Below are 14,191 nucleotides of genomic sequence, written 5' to 3'. Positions count from 1 at the left end.
TTCCGCCGCTTTGCCACAGGAAATCGTTGATCATATGTCCCCCGCACATCCACTGACGCGCCGCTCTCTGCTGTCTCTGACAGGACTCGGCGCCGCAAGCCTGCTTGCCAGTTGCTCCACCTCGCGGCCGTTGCCTCCGGGGCTTCGCCTCGACGGCCCGGTCCTGCCGGCCGCCCCTGCCGGCCGCACGCCCGAACTCGACGCCATGTATGGCGAGATCTATGACGGCGGCTTTGTCATCCCGGCCGTCCCCTATTGGAAGATTCCGTCGCGCTTCTATCGCCAGCAGGTCATGGACCCCACGGGCGAAGCCCCGGGCACGGTCGTCGTCGACACCCCCGGCCGCTTCCTCTATCTCGTCGAGCCCGGTGGTACAGCCATGCGCTACGGCGTCGGCATTGGCCGCGAAGGCTTTGCCTGGAGCGGCGCCGGCGTCATCCAGTGGCGCCAGAAATGGCCGAAATGGACCCCGCCGGACGAAATGATCGCCCGGCAGCCGGAACTGGAGCAGTATTCGTCGCGCAATGGTGGCATGCAGCCGGGCCTCATGAACCCGCTCGGCGCCCGTGCGCTCTACATCTTCAAGGATGGCCAGGACACGCTCTACCGCCTGCACGGCAATCCGGAATGGAACTCCATCGGCAAGGCCGTGTCATCGGGCTGCGTCCGCCTGCTCAACCACGATATCATCGATCTCTACGAGCGCGTGCCGACCAAGGCCAAGATCGTGGTCCGGCAGTAGTCGGAGCCGTTCCCGGCACGCGCCTGCTCAGTTGAACTTTTCGAGCACAAGACCCCGCCATCATTGGCGGGGTCTTGTCGTTTGCGGGGGAGGGCGACACGCATGCCCCGTGTCTCAGGTCGAACAAGGATTATCGCGCGGAAAACGCGGCGAAGTCTGCCAGGAAGCCGGACACGCTCTCCCGGTTTGCCGGTTCGCAAAGCTTGCGCTGAATGTCGTCGGGCGCCATTTTCATCAGAGGGAACCTGAGAAACAGCTCCTGGCAAAACCTTGCGCTGACCGTGGAAAGTACGATCCGCAGTTGATCGAGCATGTCGTCGCCGCGATGGGACGCATGCATCAAGGCGACCGGCTTGTTGATGATCTCGTCACGCGACACCAGCCAGTCGATCGCATTCTTCAAGCCGCCCGGGATCGACCTGACATATTCGGGGCTCGCGATAATGAGGCCGTCGTTTTCGGCGGATCATGTCGACAAACGCCAGAACCGGATCCGGAAGCCGCGCGGTTTCGAGATCGGACGAAAACACGGGGAGCGCTGCAAGACCGGAAAACACGGTCAGGTCATGCGCGGGCCGGGCGATCTCTGCCACAGCCTGAAGCATCGCAGTATTGGTCGAACTGCCGCGCGCACTGCCGGAGATGGCGAGAATTTTCATGTGCCACGACTACCCCACGCCCCGTGACGGAGCAAGGGCGAGTTGACCGTAAGGTGAGCCGCAGCCGGCAAGGCCGTCTGCTAGGCCGGTTCGACACGATTGCTCGACGGTGGAACGGGAGCAGCCGGATCGGCGTGGCGATCGGTGTCCGAGATCCGGCTGCGCGCCGCCTCGACCTGCGCGCGGATCTCGTCGCGATCCACCGGAATGCAGGCACAGGCTTCCCCTGCCTGGGCGAGTGCTTCGATCTGGGCAGAAAGGGCCGCCCGTTCAGCATCCAGCATGTCGGCGACGGCGAGATCAGCGAGCCGGATCGCCATACGCGCCAGGATCGCCGGATGGTCGGCCCCCGCCTGGCGGATCGGTCGAAAGCCGGCATCCATCAGCCGCCTGAGATCGGTTCGGCTGACGATCAGTCTCAGATCGTCGTCATCGTCGCGATATTCGGTCGGCTGCACCGCCCGGCCGATCTGGCCTTCGATGATGGCGCTGATCCGGTCGATGACGGCAAGCGCAGTGAACGGGTCGTTGATCCCCGGCGAAAGCGCGCGCACGGCAATTTCGGTGAGCTGCCGGATGCCGAATTCCAGATCCTGCGCCGGCGTGCGTTCGGAGCCGATGGTGAAGGCAGCCCGGATGGCTGAAAGCGTGTCGTCCTCCGGCGCTTCCGACGCAAAGACGGTCACGTGATCGCCCTTCGCCAGCAGATATTGCCCCGCCCGCACATGCACAGTCATGCGAATGTCCTCACGCACCGCCAGATCGAGCAGCAGGGCATAACCGACCACCTGCACATGCCCGACCGTCCCGATCGCCAGTGAATGGCGGGGGCCGGCAAAGCGGGCGCCCAGCGGTTCCCGCTTCGGCGTGTCCTTCGGCGGCAGGACGCTGTCCATCGTCGCCAGCATGTCCGAATAGAGCGCCTGCACCATATTGTCGGCGATGATCGAGCGGGCCACCTTGTGGATATAGAACAACAGCGCCAGCAGGCAGAGCACGGTGAGCGCGCTGCCGGTGGTGATCGCGAGATGGGGCACACCCTCTTCACCCAACTTGTCGGTGACGCTGCGCAGCACCAGGATCAGATAGAGGATGGTGCCGATGAACAGCCCGAGCACGGTCTGGATCTGCCGGTCCGCCATGAACCGCGAGATCAGCCGTGGCCCGAGCTGGTTGGCGGCGAGCGTCAGGATGACGAAAGTGACCGAGATGACCAGCGAAGTCATGGTCATCAGCCCGGAGAGAAGGCTGCTCAGCAATTGCCGCCCGGTTTCGGCATCCCCGCTATAGAGCCACCAGAGGTTCCCGTCGCCGGAGCTGACGAAGTGGTTGCCGTAAAGGATCAGAATGACCGCCACGATCGCCGATCCCAGCGTGAGGATTAGGGGCAACAGCCAGAGCTTGCCTTTGATCAGGGCGAGGAAATTGCGCGTCTTGTCCATTGTTCCACAACGCGCCAGTCTTCCATTCGATCCGGCAGCGGCTGGAGACGGGCGCGGCGGTCGTCGGCCCGTCAGGACCGGCAGCGGAACGGGCTGAACGAGCTTGCGGCCCCCGCATTCATCGTCGCGATCGTCAGTCCGTTGGCGATCTCCACATCCTTGTCCGTCTGCGGGCAGGCATCGACGGCGGCGAGGCAGCCGCTGTCGATGTATTCGCGATTGCGCTCCAGGAACGAGGCCGACACGCCGTCGCGCCCCACATGATCGAGGATCTCGGTCAGCGCCTGCCGGTAGACCTCGCACTTTTTGATCTGCCAGGCCGAACGCGTGCCCTCCGTTTCACCGGCCTCGTCTTCCGCACGCGCGTCGGCGAAAACGGCGGCGCTACAGACCAGCGCCAACAGAAGGCGCAGAGTTGTCTCCGCGCGCGCCGTTTTCCGGCTCATCGCACCACCTCGGCTGCAATCACCCGTCCGATCTCGGCAATGGCCGCATCGCGTGTGGCCATCGAAGCCTCCGTCTCCGTCACGTAGATCGCCGCCACCACCGGCAGGCGTCCGGGCGGCCACATCACCGCGACAATGCCGCGCGTCCCGTGTCCACCGGCGCCGGTGCGATCGGCGATCCGCCAATCCTTCGGCACGCCGGCGCGCAACAGCCCGTCCGCCACGGCATTGGCTTCCATCCAGGCTGTCAGCCGGCCTCGCGCATCGGCGCTCAGCGTGTCGCCCAGCAAAAGGTCACCGATCGTGGTGACCATCGCCTGCGCCGTCGTCGTGTCGCGCGGATCGCCCGGTTTTGCCTCGTTGAGTGTGGGCTCCGTACGGTCGAGACGCGTGACCATGTCCCCGGCAGAGCGCAGGAAGGCGGTCACCCGCTTCGGTCCGCCCAGCGCCTCCAGCACCAGATTGGCGGCGGTGTTGTCGCTGGTGGCAAGCGTGACGGCGCAGAGCTCGGCCGCCGTCATGGCCGTTCCCACCTTCTTGCCTGTTACCGGCGAATAGGTCTGCAGATCCTTCGCGTCGATCGTCATCGAGCGCCCCTGAACGGCCTCTCCGGCATCGAGCAGGGCGGCACAGGCCAGTGCCTTGAAGGTGCTGGCCATGGCAAAGCGCTCGTCGGCGCGGTAGGCCCAGTGCCGATCGGTTTGTGTGTCTACCACCATCAGCCCCAGACGCCCGCCGAGCTGACGTTCCATATGGCGCGCCGCAGCCGTGACAGGGTCGTCGGCGGAGGACGCTGCAGGCGGCCGTAGCAGCAGAGCCGGCAGAGCGATGGCAAGAGCAAGGGGCAGGGCAAGGTTCAGGCGAAGGGGCAGCTTCATCGGCAATCTCCACAGCAGTGACCTTCGCCTGTGCAGACCAAAGCCGACCGCGAGCGGGCAAGATTGTGGCTGTCCACAACCTCCTATGGCCGAGTACCGGAAATCAGGTGGCGTCTAGCACCTCGAGCTGCGTCTTCAGCCGCTTTAGGCTGTCGCGCAGGCTTTCGATTTCGGAGATATCGCAGCCGGTCTGGCCGCCGATGGCGCGGAGCACGCCGACGGCCCGCGCCTTCAGCGCCCGGCCTTCTGCGGTGAGCGTGATGAACACCTGCCGCTCGTCTGCCACATCTCGGCGGCGCGAGACATAGCCCACCTGCTCCAGGCGCTTCAGAAGCGGCGACAGCGTGCCCGAATCCAGCCCCACCTTTTCGCCCAGCCCTTTCACCGGAAGATCGTCCTCCTCCCACAGCGCCATCATCACGATATACTGCGGATAGGTGAGGCCGAGCGGCGAGAGCAGCGGCTTGTAGGCGCGCGTAAACGCATGCGCCGCCCCGTAAAGGGCAAAGCACAATTGCTTGTCGAGCGTCAGCTCTTTTTCCAGGTCGAGATCGCTGTTCATCTCACAGGAACCTCCAGAGGGGCATAATGGTTTCACCATGGCGAAAAGCCTTTCGAGATGCAATGTGCAAAAATCAATTGCGCGCAACTCAATTGTGCTCTATGTAAGATCCATCGAAACCCAGACAAGGAGAACACCCATGGCAATCCTCTACACCGCACATGCCCATGCAACCGGCGGCCGCTCCGGCCACGGAGTTACCGACAACGGCGTTCTCGATGTCACGCTGACCACCCCGAAGGAACTCGGCGGCGATGGCGCGACCGGCACCAATCCCGAGCAGCTCTTTGCCGTCGGCTATTCGGCCTGCTTCCTCGGCGCTCTGAAGTTCGTCGCCGGCAAGGAAAAAGTGAAGATCCCTGAGGACGCGAAGGTCCACGCCGATGTCGGCATCGGCCCGCGCGAAGACGGCGGCGGCTTTGGCATCGAAGTGAAGCTTACCGTCGAAGTTCCCGGCCTTGATCGCGAACTGGTCGAGCGCCTGGCCGCAGCCGCACACATCGTCTGCCCCTACAGCCACGCCATGCGCACCTCGACCGAAGTGCCTGTTTCGGTTCGCTGATCCGACCGTCGACAGAAGAGATGATCCACCGCGAAAGGCCGGCACTCAGCCGGCCTTTTTTGCGTGGGGCAGGGGACAGGGGCGGCGACACGGGCATCTGCTCCGGCGCCTCAATACATCGACGCCTGATAGTCCTGCTCCAGACCCTCGTCGAGCTTGCGCATCTCGTCCGCATCCTTGGGTGCGCTGTCAATGTCGTCCAGAATGAACTTCATCAGCGACGGCAACTCGCTGCGCTCCTGCCGAGCCGCCGGGTCCCACAATTGCGAGCGGCGAAACGCCTTGGCGCAATGCAGGAACACCTCGTCGATCTGAACCACGATCGCAAGCTTGGGCAGCTTTCCATTCACCGGCATGCGGTTGAGGAGGGCAGGATCGGTGCTGAGCCTTGCCCGGCCGTTCAGCCGAAGCGTATCGTCGAAGCCGGGAATGACGAAGAGCAGCCCGACCGCCGGATTGGCGATGATGTTGGACAATGTATCGAGCCGGTTGTTGCCCGGCCGGTCAGGAATGGCAATGGTCTGCGCATCGAGGATTTCGACGAAACCCGGAGGATCGCCGCGCGGGCTGACATCTGCCTTGCCCTTAGGAGTTTGCGTGCCGATGCACAGGAACGGCGAGCGCCGGATAAAGGCCTGCGCGTGAACACCGAGCCTGCTCTGACATTTCCTTAGGGCCAGATCATGCGTTGGCTCGAACAGAGCCCGAAGCTGCGTCTCGTCCCCGATCACGTGTTCCGGATGACACTGATAACCGTCTGACATTGAAAATTCCTCCCTCGTTCCCTGATTCTGAGGTACGTACCTCATAAGAGGTTGTACCATACCGGAGCTCTCGCTTCAACAGATCGGCACATCAAGGCTTGCAGCGGAGACGGGCTTGCATATAGTTGCATCGTGCAACGAAAGAGCCGCGTGATGACGATCCAGCCCATCCTGATCGACGATATCCGTGCGCAGTCGCGGAAACTCGTCCGCACCCTCGGTTTCATGGGCGGTGCCTTTGCCGGCACCGATCTGCCGCCATCATCCGTACACGCGCTGATCGAGGTCGGGCAGCAGCCGGGCATCACCGCCGCTGCGCTCTGTGATCTGCTCCGGCTCGACAAGTCCAGCGTCAGCCGGCTGTTGCGCAAGCTCGTGCTCTCAGGTGATCTGCGCGAGACGCCGGATGCCGCCGATCAGCGCGTCAAGCGGCTGACACTGACGCAAAAAGGCAGTGAGCGTGTTGCCGCCATCCACGCTTTTGCCCGCAGCCAGGTGGCGGGCGCGCTCGACCGGCTGCAGCCGGAGCGCCACCAGACCGTGCTCGATGGCCTGCAGCTCTATGCGCAGGCGCTGGCGCCGGAGACGGGCGCCGCCGCAGCCCCCGTCGAGATCGTGACCGGTTACCACTCGGGCCTGATCGCCGGGATCACGCAGATGCATATCGACTACTACGCCCGCACCGCCGGCTTCGGTCGAGCCTTCGAAGCGGTGGTGGCCGGCGGGCTGGCCGATTTCTGCAACCGTCTCAATCATCCGGGCAACCAGGTCTGGACCGTCACGCGCGCCGGCCGCATCCTCGGCTCGATTGCCATCGATGGCGAGGATCTCGGTCACGATCCGGACAAAAGTCGCACAGAGGGGAGGGGCCCCTCGATTGCCCATCTGCGCTGGTTCATCCTTGATGACAGCCTGCGCGGCGCAGGTCTCGGCCGCAGGCTGATGGCAAAGGCGCTCGCCTTCGTCGACGCGCAGGGTTTCGCGCGCACGGATCTCTGGACCTTCGACGGCCTCGCCGCCGCCCGCCACCTTTATGAGTCGCATGGCTTCGCCCTTGCCGAGCAGCGGCCGGGTGATCAATGGGGGATTGAAGTTCTGGAGCAGAGGTTCACGCGGCAGCGTCCCGAGCCTCTATCGACCGAACGGGCCTAACTTAGGCGCTTACAGGCTGACCTCGAGAAGCCCCGTTCGCAGCGCCTGCGGATCGCTCGTCAGGCCCGCTTCGATCTCGCCATGCACCCGCTTCCAGATCGGCACGGCGCCCGAAAGCGCCTGCGCCCCTTCGAGCGTCAGCCGCAGCAGCTTGCCGCGCCTGTCCTTCGGATCCGGCTCCACCGCCACCCAGCCGCGCGCCGAAAGCGGCTTCAGCGCTGCCGTCAACGTGGTGCGATCCATGGCCAGGAGCTTCGCAACAGGACCCATGCCCGGCGGCTCCGGCCGGTTCAGCGCCATCATCAGGGAGAATTGCTGGTTGGTCACCCCCGCCGGCTTCAGCGCCAGATCGAAACGACGCGCCAGCGCGCGCGCCGCACGCTGCGCATGCAGGCAAAGGCAGGTGTCCTTCACATGAAGGGTGGTGGAATAGGGAATCACAGGCAGGTTTGACATGGATTAAATATGTTGATATCAACGTAAATGTCAAGAGGAGGATCAGAACAATGGAATATGCTGTTAAAGCGCAGGCTCCATCCCGCATCGTCTCGCGCGAGGAGTGGCTGGAGGCTCGCAAGGCCTTGTTGCTGGCTGAAAAGGAACTAACCCGCCAGCGTGACCGGGTGAATGCCGCGCGCCTTGAGCTTCCCTGGGTCCGGGTGGAGAAGGACTACCGGTTCCAGACACCCTCGGGCGCAAAGACCTTGGCCGATCTCTTCGAGGGTCGCAGCCAGCTGATGATCAACCATTTCATGTTCGGTCCCGACTGGGATGCCGGCTGCCCTGGCTGCTCCTTCTTCGCCGATCACATCGACGGCATGCTGCCGCATCTCAACAATCACGACGTCACCTTCATGACCGTCTCGCGCGCGCCCCTCGACAAGATCGAGGCTTACAAGCGCCGCATGAGCTGGCACTTCCCCTGGGTGTCGTCCAACGGCAGCGATTTCAACTTCGACTTCCACGTTTCCTTCACCAAGGAGCAGCTGGCCTCCGGCTCGGTCACCTACAATTTCCGCCAGACGCCGAGCGAACAGGCGCATGACGAACTGCCCGGTCTCTCGGCCTTCTACAAGGATGAGCAGGGCCAGATCTTCCACACCTATTCGCAATATGCCCGCGGTGGCGAGGAAGCCTTGGGCACGCTGATGATCCTCGACCACGCCCCGTTCGGCCGAAACGAGACGGGCACGCTGAGCTTCGTCAAGCGCAAGGACGAGTATGTCGAGAAGCCGGCCGCGGCGGCCGGTTGTTGCCACTGAGGGGAGGGGGCACTCATGGAATTTCCAAAACCCACAGAGCATCACAAGGTGCTCGAACGCCTCGTCGGCGAATGGCTCTATGTCGCCTCGACCGGCCATGAAGACTACGATCCGGAAGATCCCCTCAAGCGATGGACCGAAAAGGTCCGCTCCGTCGGCGGCTTCTGGATCATTTCCGAAGGCGAAGGCAATATGGGCGACGGCGGGCAGTCCTCGATGATCATGACGCTCGGCTACGACCCGCGACTGGGCCATTACGTCGGCAGCTGGATCGGCTCGATGATGGACAAGCTCTGGATCTACAAGGGTTGGCTGGAGGACGACGGCCAGACCCTGGTGCTGGAGGCTGAAGGTCCGAGCTTCGACGATCCCTCTCGTACCGACATCTTCCGTGATGTCATCCATTTCATCGATGACGACACCAGGACCTTTTCCGGCAGCGTCCGCCAGCCGGACGGCAGCTTCAAGACCTTCATGACAAGCACATCCCGGCGCATCGCCTGACGCTGGCAATAAGATAGAGAGGGTAACCGCATGCATGGCACATTCATCTGGCACGAGCTGATCACCCCCGATCCGGCGGCAGCAAAGTCCTTCTACGGCCCGCTGTTCGGCTGGGAGCCGACCGATATCCACATGGGGGACTACACCTATACCACTCTCGCAATCCCGGGCTTCCCTTCCGGCGTTGCTGGCATGATGGCGCTGAGCGAGGAGATGAAGGGGCACGGCATGCCGCCTCACTGGACCGGCTATATCGCTGTCGATGACGTCGACCAAATGGCCGCCGATTCTGCCGCGAACGGCGGCACCATCTGCCGTCCTGCGGAAGACATTCCCGATGTCGGCCGTTTCGCCGTCGTCGCCGACCCGCAGGGCGCCGTCGTCTGCATCATGACGCCGAAAATGCCGGAGGGTGGAACCGGCAATTGGCCCACCCCCGGCAGCGCCGGAACGGTCGGCTGGAACGAGCTCATGGCCGGTGACTGGGAGAAGGTCTGGGATTTCTACGTCGCGAGATACGGCTGGGCAAAAGATATGGCCGTCGACATGGACGCGCTTGGCATCTACCAGACCTTCAAGCGCGGTGATCGTGCGATTGGCGGCATGATGACCAAGCGGCCTGAAATGCCCGTCCCTTACTGGGGCTACTACTTCATCGTGCCCGCCATCGACGCGGCGATCGACCAGGTCAAAGCACTCGGCGGCCAGCTGCTGATGGGCCCGCATCAGGTCCCCGGCGGCTCCTGGATTGCTGCCTGCCAGGATCCGCAAGGTGCCTATTTCAACCTGACGGCCGCCGCGCGGTGATCCGCATCATCAAGCCTTGCCGATCACGCAACCGTGGTCGGCAGCCTTGATCCACGGCATGTCCTGCGCACGTATCTGTTCGGTATAAATCAAACAACCGGGCAGGACGCCGACATGCTTTTGCGACGCCAGTTCCTCGCCATGTCCTCCGCCGCCGCCGCCGCCTTTGCAAGCCGGGCGGGCGCGGCCACTGATCCCTGGGCAGCATTCCGTCTCGGTCAGGCCCTGGTCCTTGTTCGCCACGCTTCGGCCCCGGGAATAGGTGATCCGCCGGGCTTCAGGTTGGGCGCCTGCGACACGCAACGAAACCTGTCCGATGCCGGCCGGGCGCAGGCGCGCCGGATGGGAGATCTCTTTCGTGCGAACGGTGTAACCGCGGCGCGGGTCTATTCCAGCCAGTGGTGCCGGTGTCTCGACACGGCGGAAGGACTGGCGCTCGGGCCGGTTGCCGAGCAGCCGCTCCTCAATTCTTTTTTCGGTACCCCGGAAGACGGGAGCGAACAGACGATGAAGCTCAGCGCCTGGCTGGCCGGTCTGTCCGGCCCGGTCCCCGTCATTCTCGTCACCCATCAGGTGAACATCACCGGTCTTGCCGATATCGTGCCGCAAAGCGGAGAGCTGGTCTTCGTCACGCTCGATCCGGCGGGCGCTGCAACGGTCCTCGGAAGACAACAGACGGCCTGAAAATCAGGCATAAACATGCACCAGAACGGCGGGAGCAAAAGCATCCGCCCGTCTGGTGATATCACGTACAAGGGGAGAGACGGGCGCGCCGGATGGCGTCGCGTCTTCGGGAAGATCGGCTCAGCCGCGCTTGACGGAGGCCTTCTTGACGGCGCGCTTCTTCGGCGCCGGTGCCTTTTCGGCTTCCAGCGCTTCGCGCTCGAGGCGCAGCGCCTTCAGCGTCTCGGTCTTTTTCTCGCGCGCCACGGCTTCGGCTTCGATCAGCGAGCGTGCGACGCTGTCGGTGGTCGCGGCCTTGTCCTGCGGCGAAACCTTTTCAGGCTTGAAAAACGTGTCTTTGGTGGCAGTCATGTCCGGTCCTTCCTGCAGCGATGTGCGTGTCGACCCAGAAGCGTCAATGGCTCGACGATGTGCCCCGACGGGACAGAGTGGGGACGGAATGCGGGGGTGGGCGATCCGCGCGCCCCAGGGGCGCACGGATAGATTGGGCAGTCTTTAGCGAGCAGCGCCGCCGCGGACGACAGCCTTCTTCGGCGCCGGCAGCAGGCCTTCGCGCTGCATCTTCTTGCGCGCCAGCTTGCGCTGACGGCGAACGGCTTCAGCCTTTTCGCGAACGCGCTTTTCCGACGGCTTTTCGAATGCGCTGCGCGCCTTCATTTCGCGGAACAGGCCTTCGCGCTGCATCTTCTTCTTCAGCACGCGGAGTGCCTGGTCGACATTGTTGTCACGAACGAGAACTTGCACGGTCGTTTCCTTTCCGGGCTTGGGGCCCGATGATCTCGAGTTTCGGATGAGGGGTGCGTCAGAGAAACGCGCCAAGCCCCGGCGAAGATCCCGATCGGATCGGGACGAATGGGCTGCCGTATAACCTGCGGGCAGGTAATCGACAAAACAAAAAAGGCCGGGCAACACCCGACCTTTCCTCGTCACTCTACCCGCAAGCCGACAAAACGACGAAGAGCGGGGCGAGCGACAAATTATTAAGCGGCGCGCAGGTTGTCGGCCGAGCTCTTGCCCGAACGCTTGTCCTGGACCAGATCGTAAGAGATCTTCTGGCCTTCGACGAGGTCGCGCATGCCGGCGCGCTGAACTGCGGATATGTGGACGAACACGTCGGCAGAGCCTTCATCCGGCTGGATGAAACCAAAACCCTTGGTGCTGTTGAACCACTTTACGGTACCTGTGTTCATAACGATTTCCTTTCAATCGTTGGGCTTGCCGGAGAGACATTCGACCGGCGGTATATCGACGTTGAAGGAAATCTGGCGTGCGCTTGAGGCGCGTAGACAAAGTCACTCGCAATCTTCGATGGCGACAATATAAGGGCTGAAGCCCTGCGTGACAAGCAAAAATCCGATTTTTCCGGTCGCAGCACCCGGCGCGCGGCCTCTGGAGACGCCCGAATGCCTGAGGCATAGGGCATTCCGCCGGACGGGTCGACAGAAATTCCCCTGTATGGGAGTGTCGTCCGGTCGCGCAGTCATCCGCGATTTCGTCTCTCCTTCGCGCCAAACGCGTGGATTATCAACCCTTCCCGGAGCAGAACGCCGTGTCATTCTGGCGCGAGTCTCTTCCAAAAAGAGTACAACGATTCTTCATCGACACCTGCTATGAAACCTGTCGCGCTGAAAGCAGACGGCCTTGGCCGCAGGCAATCCGTGCAGGACCATCTCTCACCAACGGACACATCCGATGAACAAGTTCCTTGCCACCGCGGCAATCCTCCTCCTCACCGCTGGTACCTCGCTCGCCGGCGCCTTCAACTTCCCTTCCGATGATCCGGTCGCGACCGTCGACATTCCGGAGAGCTGGAAGCCGAGCGAAACCGACTATGGTTACGAGGCCACCTCGCCGGATGGCGGCACCTATATCTCCTTCGATGCCGCCGGCGCCGAAGACACCGAAGAGGTGATCAAGGGCGTCTTCACATTCCTCGAGGAAAACGGCGTAACCGCCGATCCGGCCAGCCAGACCGAAAGCAAGGGCGACCAGAACGGCATGCCCTATCAGACGTTGTCCTGGAAGGGCACCGACAAGGACGGCCCGGTCACCATCGGCGTCGGCATTGTCGGCATTTCCGAAGACAGCCTCGCTATCGTCACCTATTGGGCATCGACGGAAACCGAGGAAAAGAACAACCCGGACGTCAACAAGATGCTCGAGTCGATTCGCGCCGCCGAGTGATCTGATCCGACTGTCGGTCGCGACAGGGTGCCGCAGCCACAGTTTTGTGTGCTGCGGCGCAACATCTTCGTTTTTGAGGATCGTGGGGCCTAAATTGACGTTCTCAGGCCAGTTATCTCGACGATTGTCACCAGATTTGCTTCGAACTGGTCACGAGAGGCTGTCCTTTGCCAGAATGGCGGCTTTTCCTTGGGGCTTACCGCCGGCCCCATTCAGCCGCGCCACCGCCGGCTGCAGAGTTCCGTGGCGACAAGCCCCGGCAGACCTGATAGGGGAACGCATCCGCCGGTGAACCGTTCGCCGTCGGACACTCTTGTCCATGATGAAAGCCACTCGACCATGACCATTGCTACGGGCCTCTCCTCGGGAAGCCCTATGCCCCTTGCCGAAGGCCAGGGCGCATCCGTTGCCCCCACCTCCAAGGCCATCGCAGCTTCGGAGGTCCGCTCATGAGCGCCGCCTTCGACTACTCCAAAGACCAGCCGCCGGAACCCGATGCTCCCGATGCCAAGATATGGCTGAAGATCGTCAATGCCTATCGCAAGCCTCGCCTTGCGCGCAGCACGTTCGAACTCGCCGTCACCGTGGTCCCCTTCGCCCTTCTGTGGGTCGGCGCGCTCGTCAGCTATCATTATGCCTTCTGGCCGGGCCTCGTGCTCGTCGTTCCCGCCGCAGGCTTCCTGCTGCGCCTCTTCATCATCCAGCACGATTGCGGCCACGGCGCCTTCTTCGCCCGTCGCAGCGTCGATGACTGGACCGGCCGCATCTTAGGCGTGCTCACCTTCACCCCTTACGATTACTGGCGCCGGGCGCATGCCGAGCACCACGCCACGGCCGGCAATCTCGAAGAACGCGGCGTCGGCGACATCACCACGCTGACGGTTGCTGAATACAAGGCGCTGACAGCCTGGGGTCGCTTCGGCTACCGCCTGTATCGTCACCCGATCATCCTCTTCGGCGTGGGCCCGGCCTGGGTCTTCCTCCTGAAGCAGCGCCTGCCGATCGGCATGATGAAGGACGGTGCTTTGCCCTGGATCTCGACCATGGCGACCAATCTCGGCATGGCGCTCTTCGCCGCCCTGATGATCTGGGCCGTCGGCCTCTGGCCCTTCCTCGTCGTGCATCTGCCGATCGTGCTTCTGGCCGGTGCTGCCGGCATCTGGCTCTTCTATGTCCAGCACCAGTTCGAAGACACCCATTGGTCTGCCCCGCCGGAATGGCAGTTCCAGCACGCAGCCCTGCACGGCGCCTCGCATTACGACCTGCCCTGGGGCCTGCGCTGGCTGACAGGCCATATCGGCGTGCACCATGTGCATCACCTGTCGAGCAAGATCCCCTTCTACCGTCTGCCGGAAGTCCTGCGCGACCACCCCGAATTGAAGACCATCAGCCGCATCACGCTGAAGGAAAGCCTCGCCTGCGTGAAGCTTGTCCTCTGGGACGAAAAGCTCGGCCGCCTCGTGTCGTTCCGGGAGGCAAACCGGCTGACGGTGGTTGCCTGAGGTGATAAGCCGGAATTGAAATGAAGCGAGGGGTGGGCGAG

18 protein-coding genes and 1 pseudogene are annotated in these 14,191 nt (G+C 63.1%); 9 read left to right on the top strand and 10 right to left on the bottom strand.

All coding sequences use genetic code 11. From position 1 onward, the window contains the following. The first annotated feature begins 34 nt into the window (after nt 1-34). Entirely contained in the window at nt 35-742 is a 708-nt protein-coding gene (locus tag ASE36_RS03125; RefSeq protein ID WP_062275500.1) for a L,D-transpeptidase, read from the top strand. A 130-nt stretch (nt 743-872) separates the two neighbouring features. On the opposite strand, the pseudogene ASE36_RS03120 reads toward ASE36_RS03125, so the two are convergent. From ASE36_RS03120 to ASE36_RS03100, 5 genes and pseudogenes are all read right to left on the bottom strand, one after another. Next, nucleotides 873-1,401: pseudogene (locus ASE36_RS03120) on the bottom strand (NADPH-dependent FMN reductase). 80 nt (nt 1,402-1,481) lie between these two features. After that, the gene (locus ASE36_RS03115; RefSeq protein WP_062275499.1) at nt 1,482-2,843 is read right to left on the bottom strand and encodes a DUF2254 domain-containing protein; all 1,362 of its coding nucleotides are present in this window, start codon (nt 2,841-2,843) and stop codon (nt 1,482-1,484) included. A gap of 71 nt (nt 2,844-2,914) precedes the next feature. Further along, nucleotides 2,915-3,289, bottom strand: coding sequence for a hypothetical protein (locus ASE36_RS03110; RefSeq protein WP_062275498.1), 375 nt, complete (start codon nt 3,287-3,289; stop codon nt 2,915-2,917). Then, nucleotides 3,286-4,167 carry a class A beta-lactamase gene (bla, locus tag ASE36_RS03105; protein WP_062275497.1) on the bottom strand — a complete coding sequence of 294 codons (882 nt, stop codon included), beginning with the start codon at nt 4,165-4,167 and terminating at the stop codon, nt 3,286-3,288. Before bla ends, ASE36_RS03110 begins: the two co-directional genes overlap by 4 nt. Nucleotides 4,168-4,270: 103 nt before the next feature. After that, nucleotides 4,271-4,729: a MarR family winged helix-turn-helix transcriptional regulator gene (locus ASE36_RS03100; protein ID WP_062275496.1), complete on the bottom strand. Its 459-nt coding sequence runs from the start codon at nt 4,727-4,729 to the stop codon at nt 4,271-4,273. Between the two features lie 139 nt (nt 4,730-4,868). Between ASE36_RS03100 and ASE36_RS03095 the strand changes: the two genes are divergently transcribed. Beyond that, nucleotides 4,869-5,291 (top strand): organic hydroperoxide resistance protein, encoded by a 423-nt coding sequence (locus tag ASE36_RS03095; RefSeq protein WP_062275495.1) that lies wholly within the window; start codon nt 4,869-4,871, stop codon nt 5,289-5,291. Nucleotides 5,292-5,401: 110 nt separating this feature from the next. Here ASE36_RS03095 and ASE36_RS03090 read toward each other — a convergent pair whose 3' ends face one another. Continuing rightward, on the bottom strand, nt 5,402-6,055 hold the full coding sequence (locus tag ASE36_RS03090) for a pyridoxamine 5'-phosphate oxidase family protein (RefSeq protein WP_062275494.1): 654 nt from the start codon (nt 6,053-6,055) through the stop codon (nt 5,402-5,404). A gap of 153 nt (nt 6,056-6,208) precedes the next feature. Between ASE36_RS03090 and ASE36_RS03085 the strand changes: the two genes are divergently transcribed. Continuing rightward, the gene (locus ASE36_RS03085; protein ID WP_062275492.1) at nt 6,209-7,207 is read left to right on the top strand and encodes a helix-turn-helix domain-containing GNAT family N-acetyltransferase; all 999 of its coding nucleotides are present in this window, start codon (nt 6,209-6,211) and stop codon (nt 7,205-7,207) included. 9 nt (nt 7,208-7,216) lie between these two features. Here ASE36_RS03085 and ASE36_RS03080 read toward each other — a convergent pair whose 3' ends face one another. Beyond that, nucleotides 7,217-7,663, bottom strand: coding sequence for a MarR family winged helix-turn-helix transcriptional regulator (locus tag ASE36_RS03080; protein ID WP_062275490.1), 447 nt, complete (start codon nt 7,661-7,663; stop codon nt 7,217-7,219). Between the two features lie 50 nt (nt 7,664-7,713). Here ASE36_RS03080 and ASE36_RS03075 point away from each other — a divergent pair, with 50 nt between their 5' ends. The 4 genes from ASE36_RS03075 (at nt 7,714) to ASE36_RS03060 (ending at nt 10,464) form a co-directional block, all read left to right on the top strand. After that, nucleotides 7,714-8,469, top strand: a complete 756-nt coding sequence (locus ASE36_RS03075) for a DUF899 domain-containing protein (RefSeq protein ID WP_062275488.1) — start codon at nt 7,714-7,716, stop codon at nt 8,467-8,469. 15 nt (nt 8,470-8,484) lie between these two features. Then, the gene (locus ASE36_RS03070) at nt 8,485-8,973 is read left to right on the top strand and encodes a DUF1579 domain-containing protein (RefSeq protein ID WP_062275486.1); all 489 of its coding nucleotides are present in this window, start codon (nt 8,485-8,487) and stop codon (nt 8,971-8,973) included. 30 nt (nt 8,974-9,003) lie between these two features. Continuing rightward, on the top strand, nt 9,004-9,780 hold the full coding sequence (locus ASE36_RS03065; RefSeq protein ID WP_062275484.1) for a VOC family protein: 777 nt from the start codon (nt 9,004-9,006) through the stop codon (nt 9,778-9,780). A 114-nt stretch (nt 9,781-9,894) separates the two neighbouring features. Then, nucleotides 9,895-10,464, top strand: a complete 570-nt coding sequence (locus ASE36_RS03060; protein WP_082510778.1) for a histidine phosphatase family protein — start codon at nt 9,895-9,897, stop codon at nt 10,462-10,464. Nucleotides 10,465-10,584: 120 nt separating this feature from the next. Here ASE36_RS03060 and ASE36_RS03055 read toward each other — a convergent pair whose 3' ends face one another. From ASE36_RS03055 to ASE36_RS03045, 3 genes are all read right to left on the bottom strand, one after another. Further along, nucleotides 10,585-10,815, bottom strand: coding sequence for a hypothetical protein (locus ASE36_RS03055; protein WP_062275482.1), 231 nt, complete (start codon nt 10,813-10,815; stop codon nt 10,585-10,587). Between the two features lie 144 nt (nt 10,816-10,959). After that, a complete protein-coding gene (gene rpsU, locus ASE36_RS03050; protein ID WP_062275480.1) occupies nt 10,960-11,208 on the bottom strand; it encodes a 30S ribosomal protein S21 in 249 nt (82 codons plus the stop codon). A gap of 236 nt (nt 11,209-11,444) precedes the next feature. Continuing rightward, complete coding sequence (locus tag ASE36_RS03045; RefSeq protein WP_062275478.1) at nt 11,445-11,654, bottom strand: cold-shock protein; 210 nt, start codon at nt 11,652-11,654, stop codon at nt 11,445-11,447. Nucleotides 11,655-12,156: 502 nt separating this feature from the next. Between ASE36_RS03045 and ASE36_RS03040 the strand changes: the two genes are divergently transcribed. Together ASE36_RS03040 and ASE36_RS03035 are read left to right on the top strand one after the other, a co-directional pair. Then, nucleotides 12,157-12,648, top strand: a complete 492-nt coding sequence (locus ASE36_RS03040; protein ID WP_062275476.1) for a hypothetical protein — start codon at nt 12,157-12,159, stop codon at nt 12,646-12,648. A gap of 449 nt (nt 12,649-13,097) precedes the next feature. Next, nucleotides 13,098-14,150, top strand: a complete 1,053-nt coding sequence (locus tag ASE36_RS03035; RefSeq protein ID WP_062275474.1) for a fatty acid desaturase — start codon at nt 13,098-13,100, stop codon at nt 14,148-14,150. Nucleotides 14,151-14,191 lie beyond the last annotated feature (41 nt).

The organism is Rhizobium sp. Root274, assembly GCF_001429245.1.
Classification (GTDB): domain Bacteria; phylum Pseudomonadota; class Alphaproteobacteria; order Rhizobiales; family Rhizobiaceae; genus Allorhizobium.
Note: the sequence above shows the minus strand (reverse complement) of the source record. Positions and strands in the feature narration are given on the sequence as shown.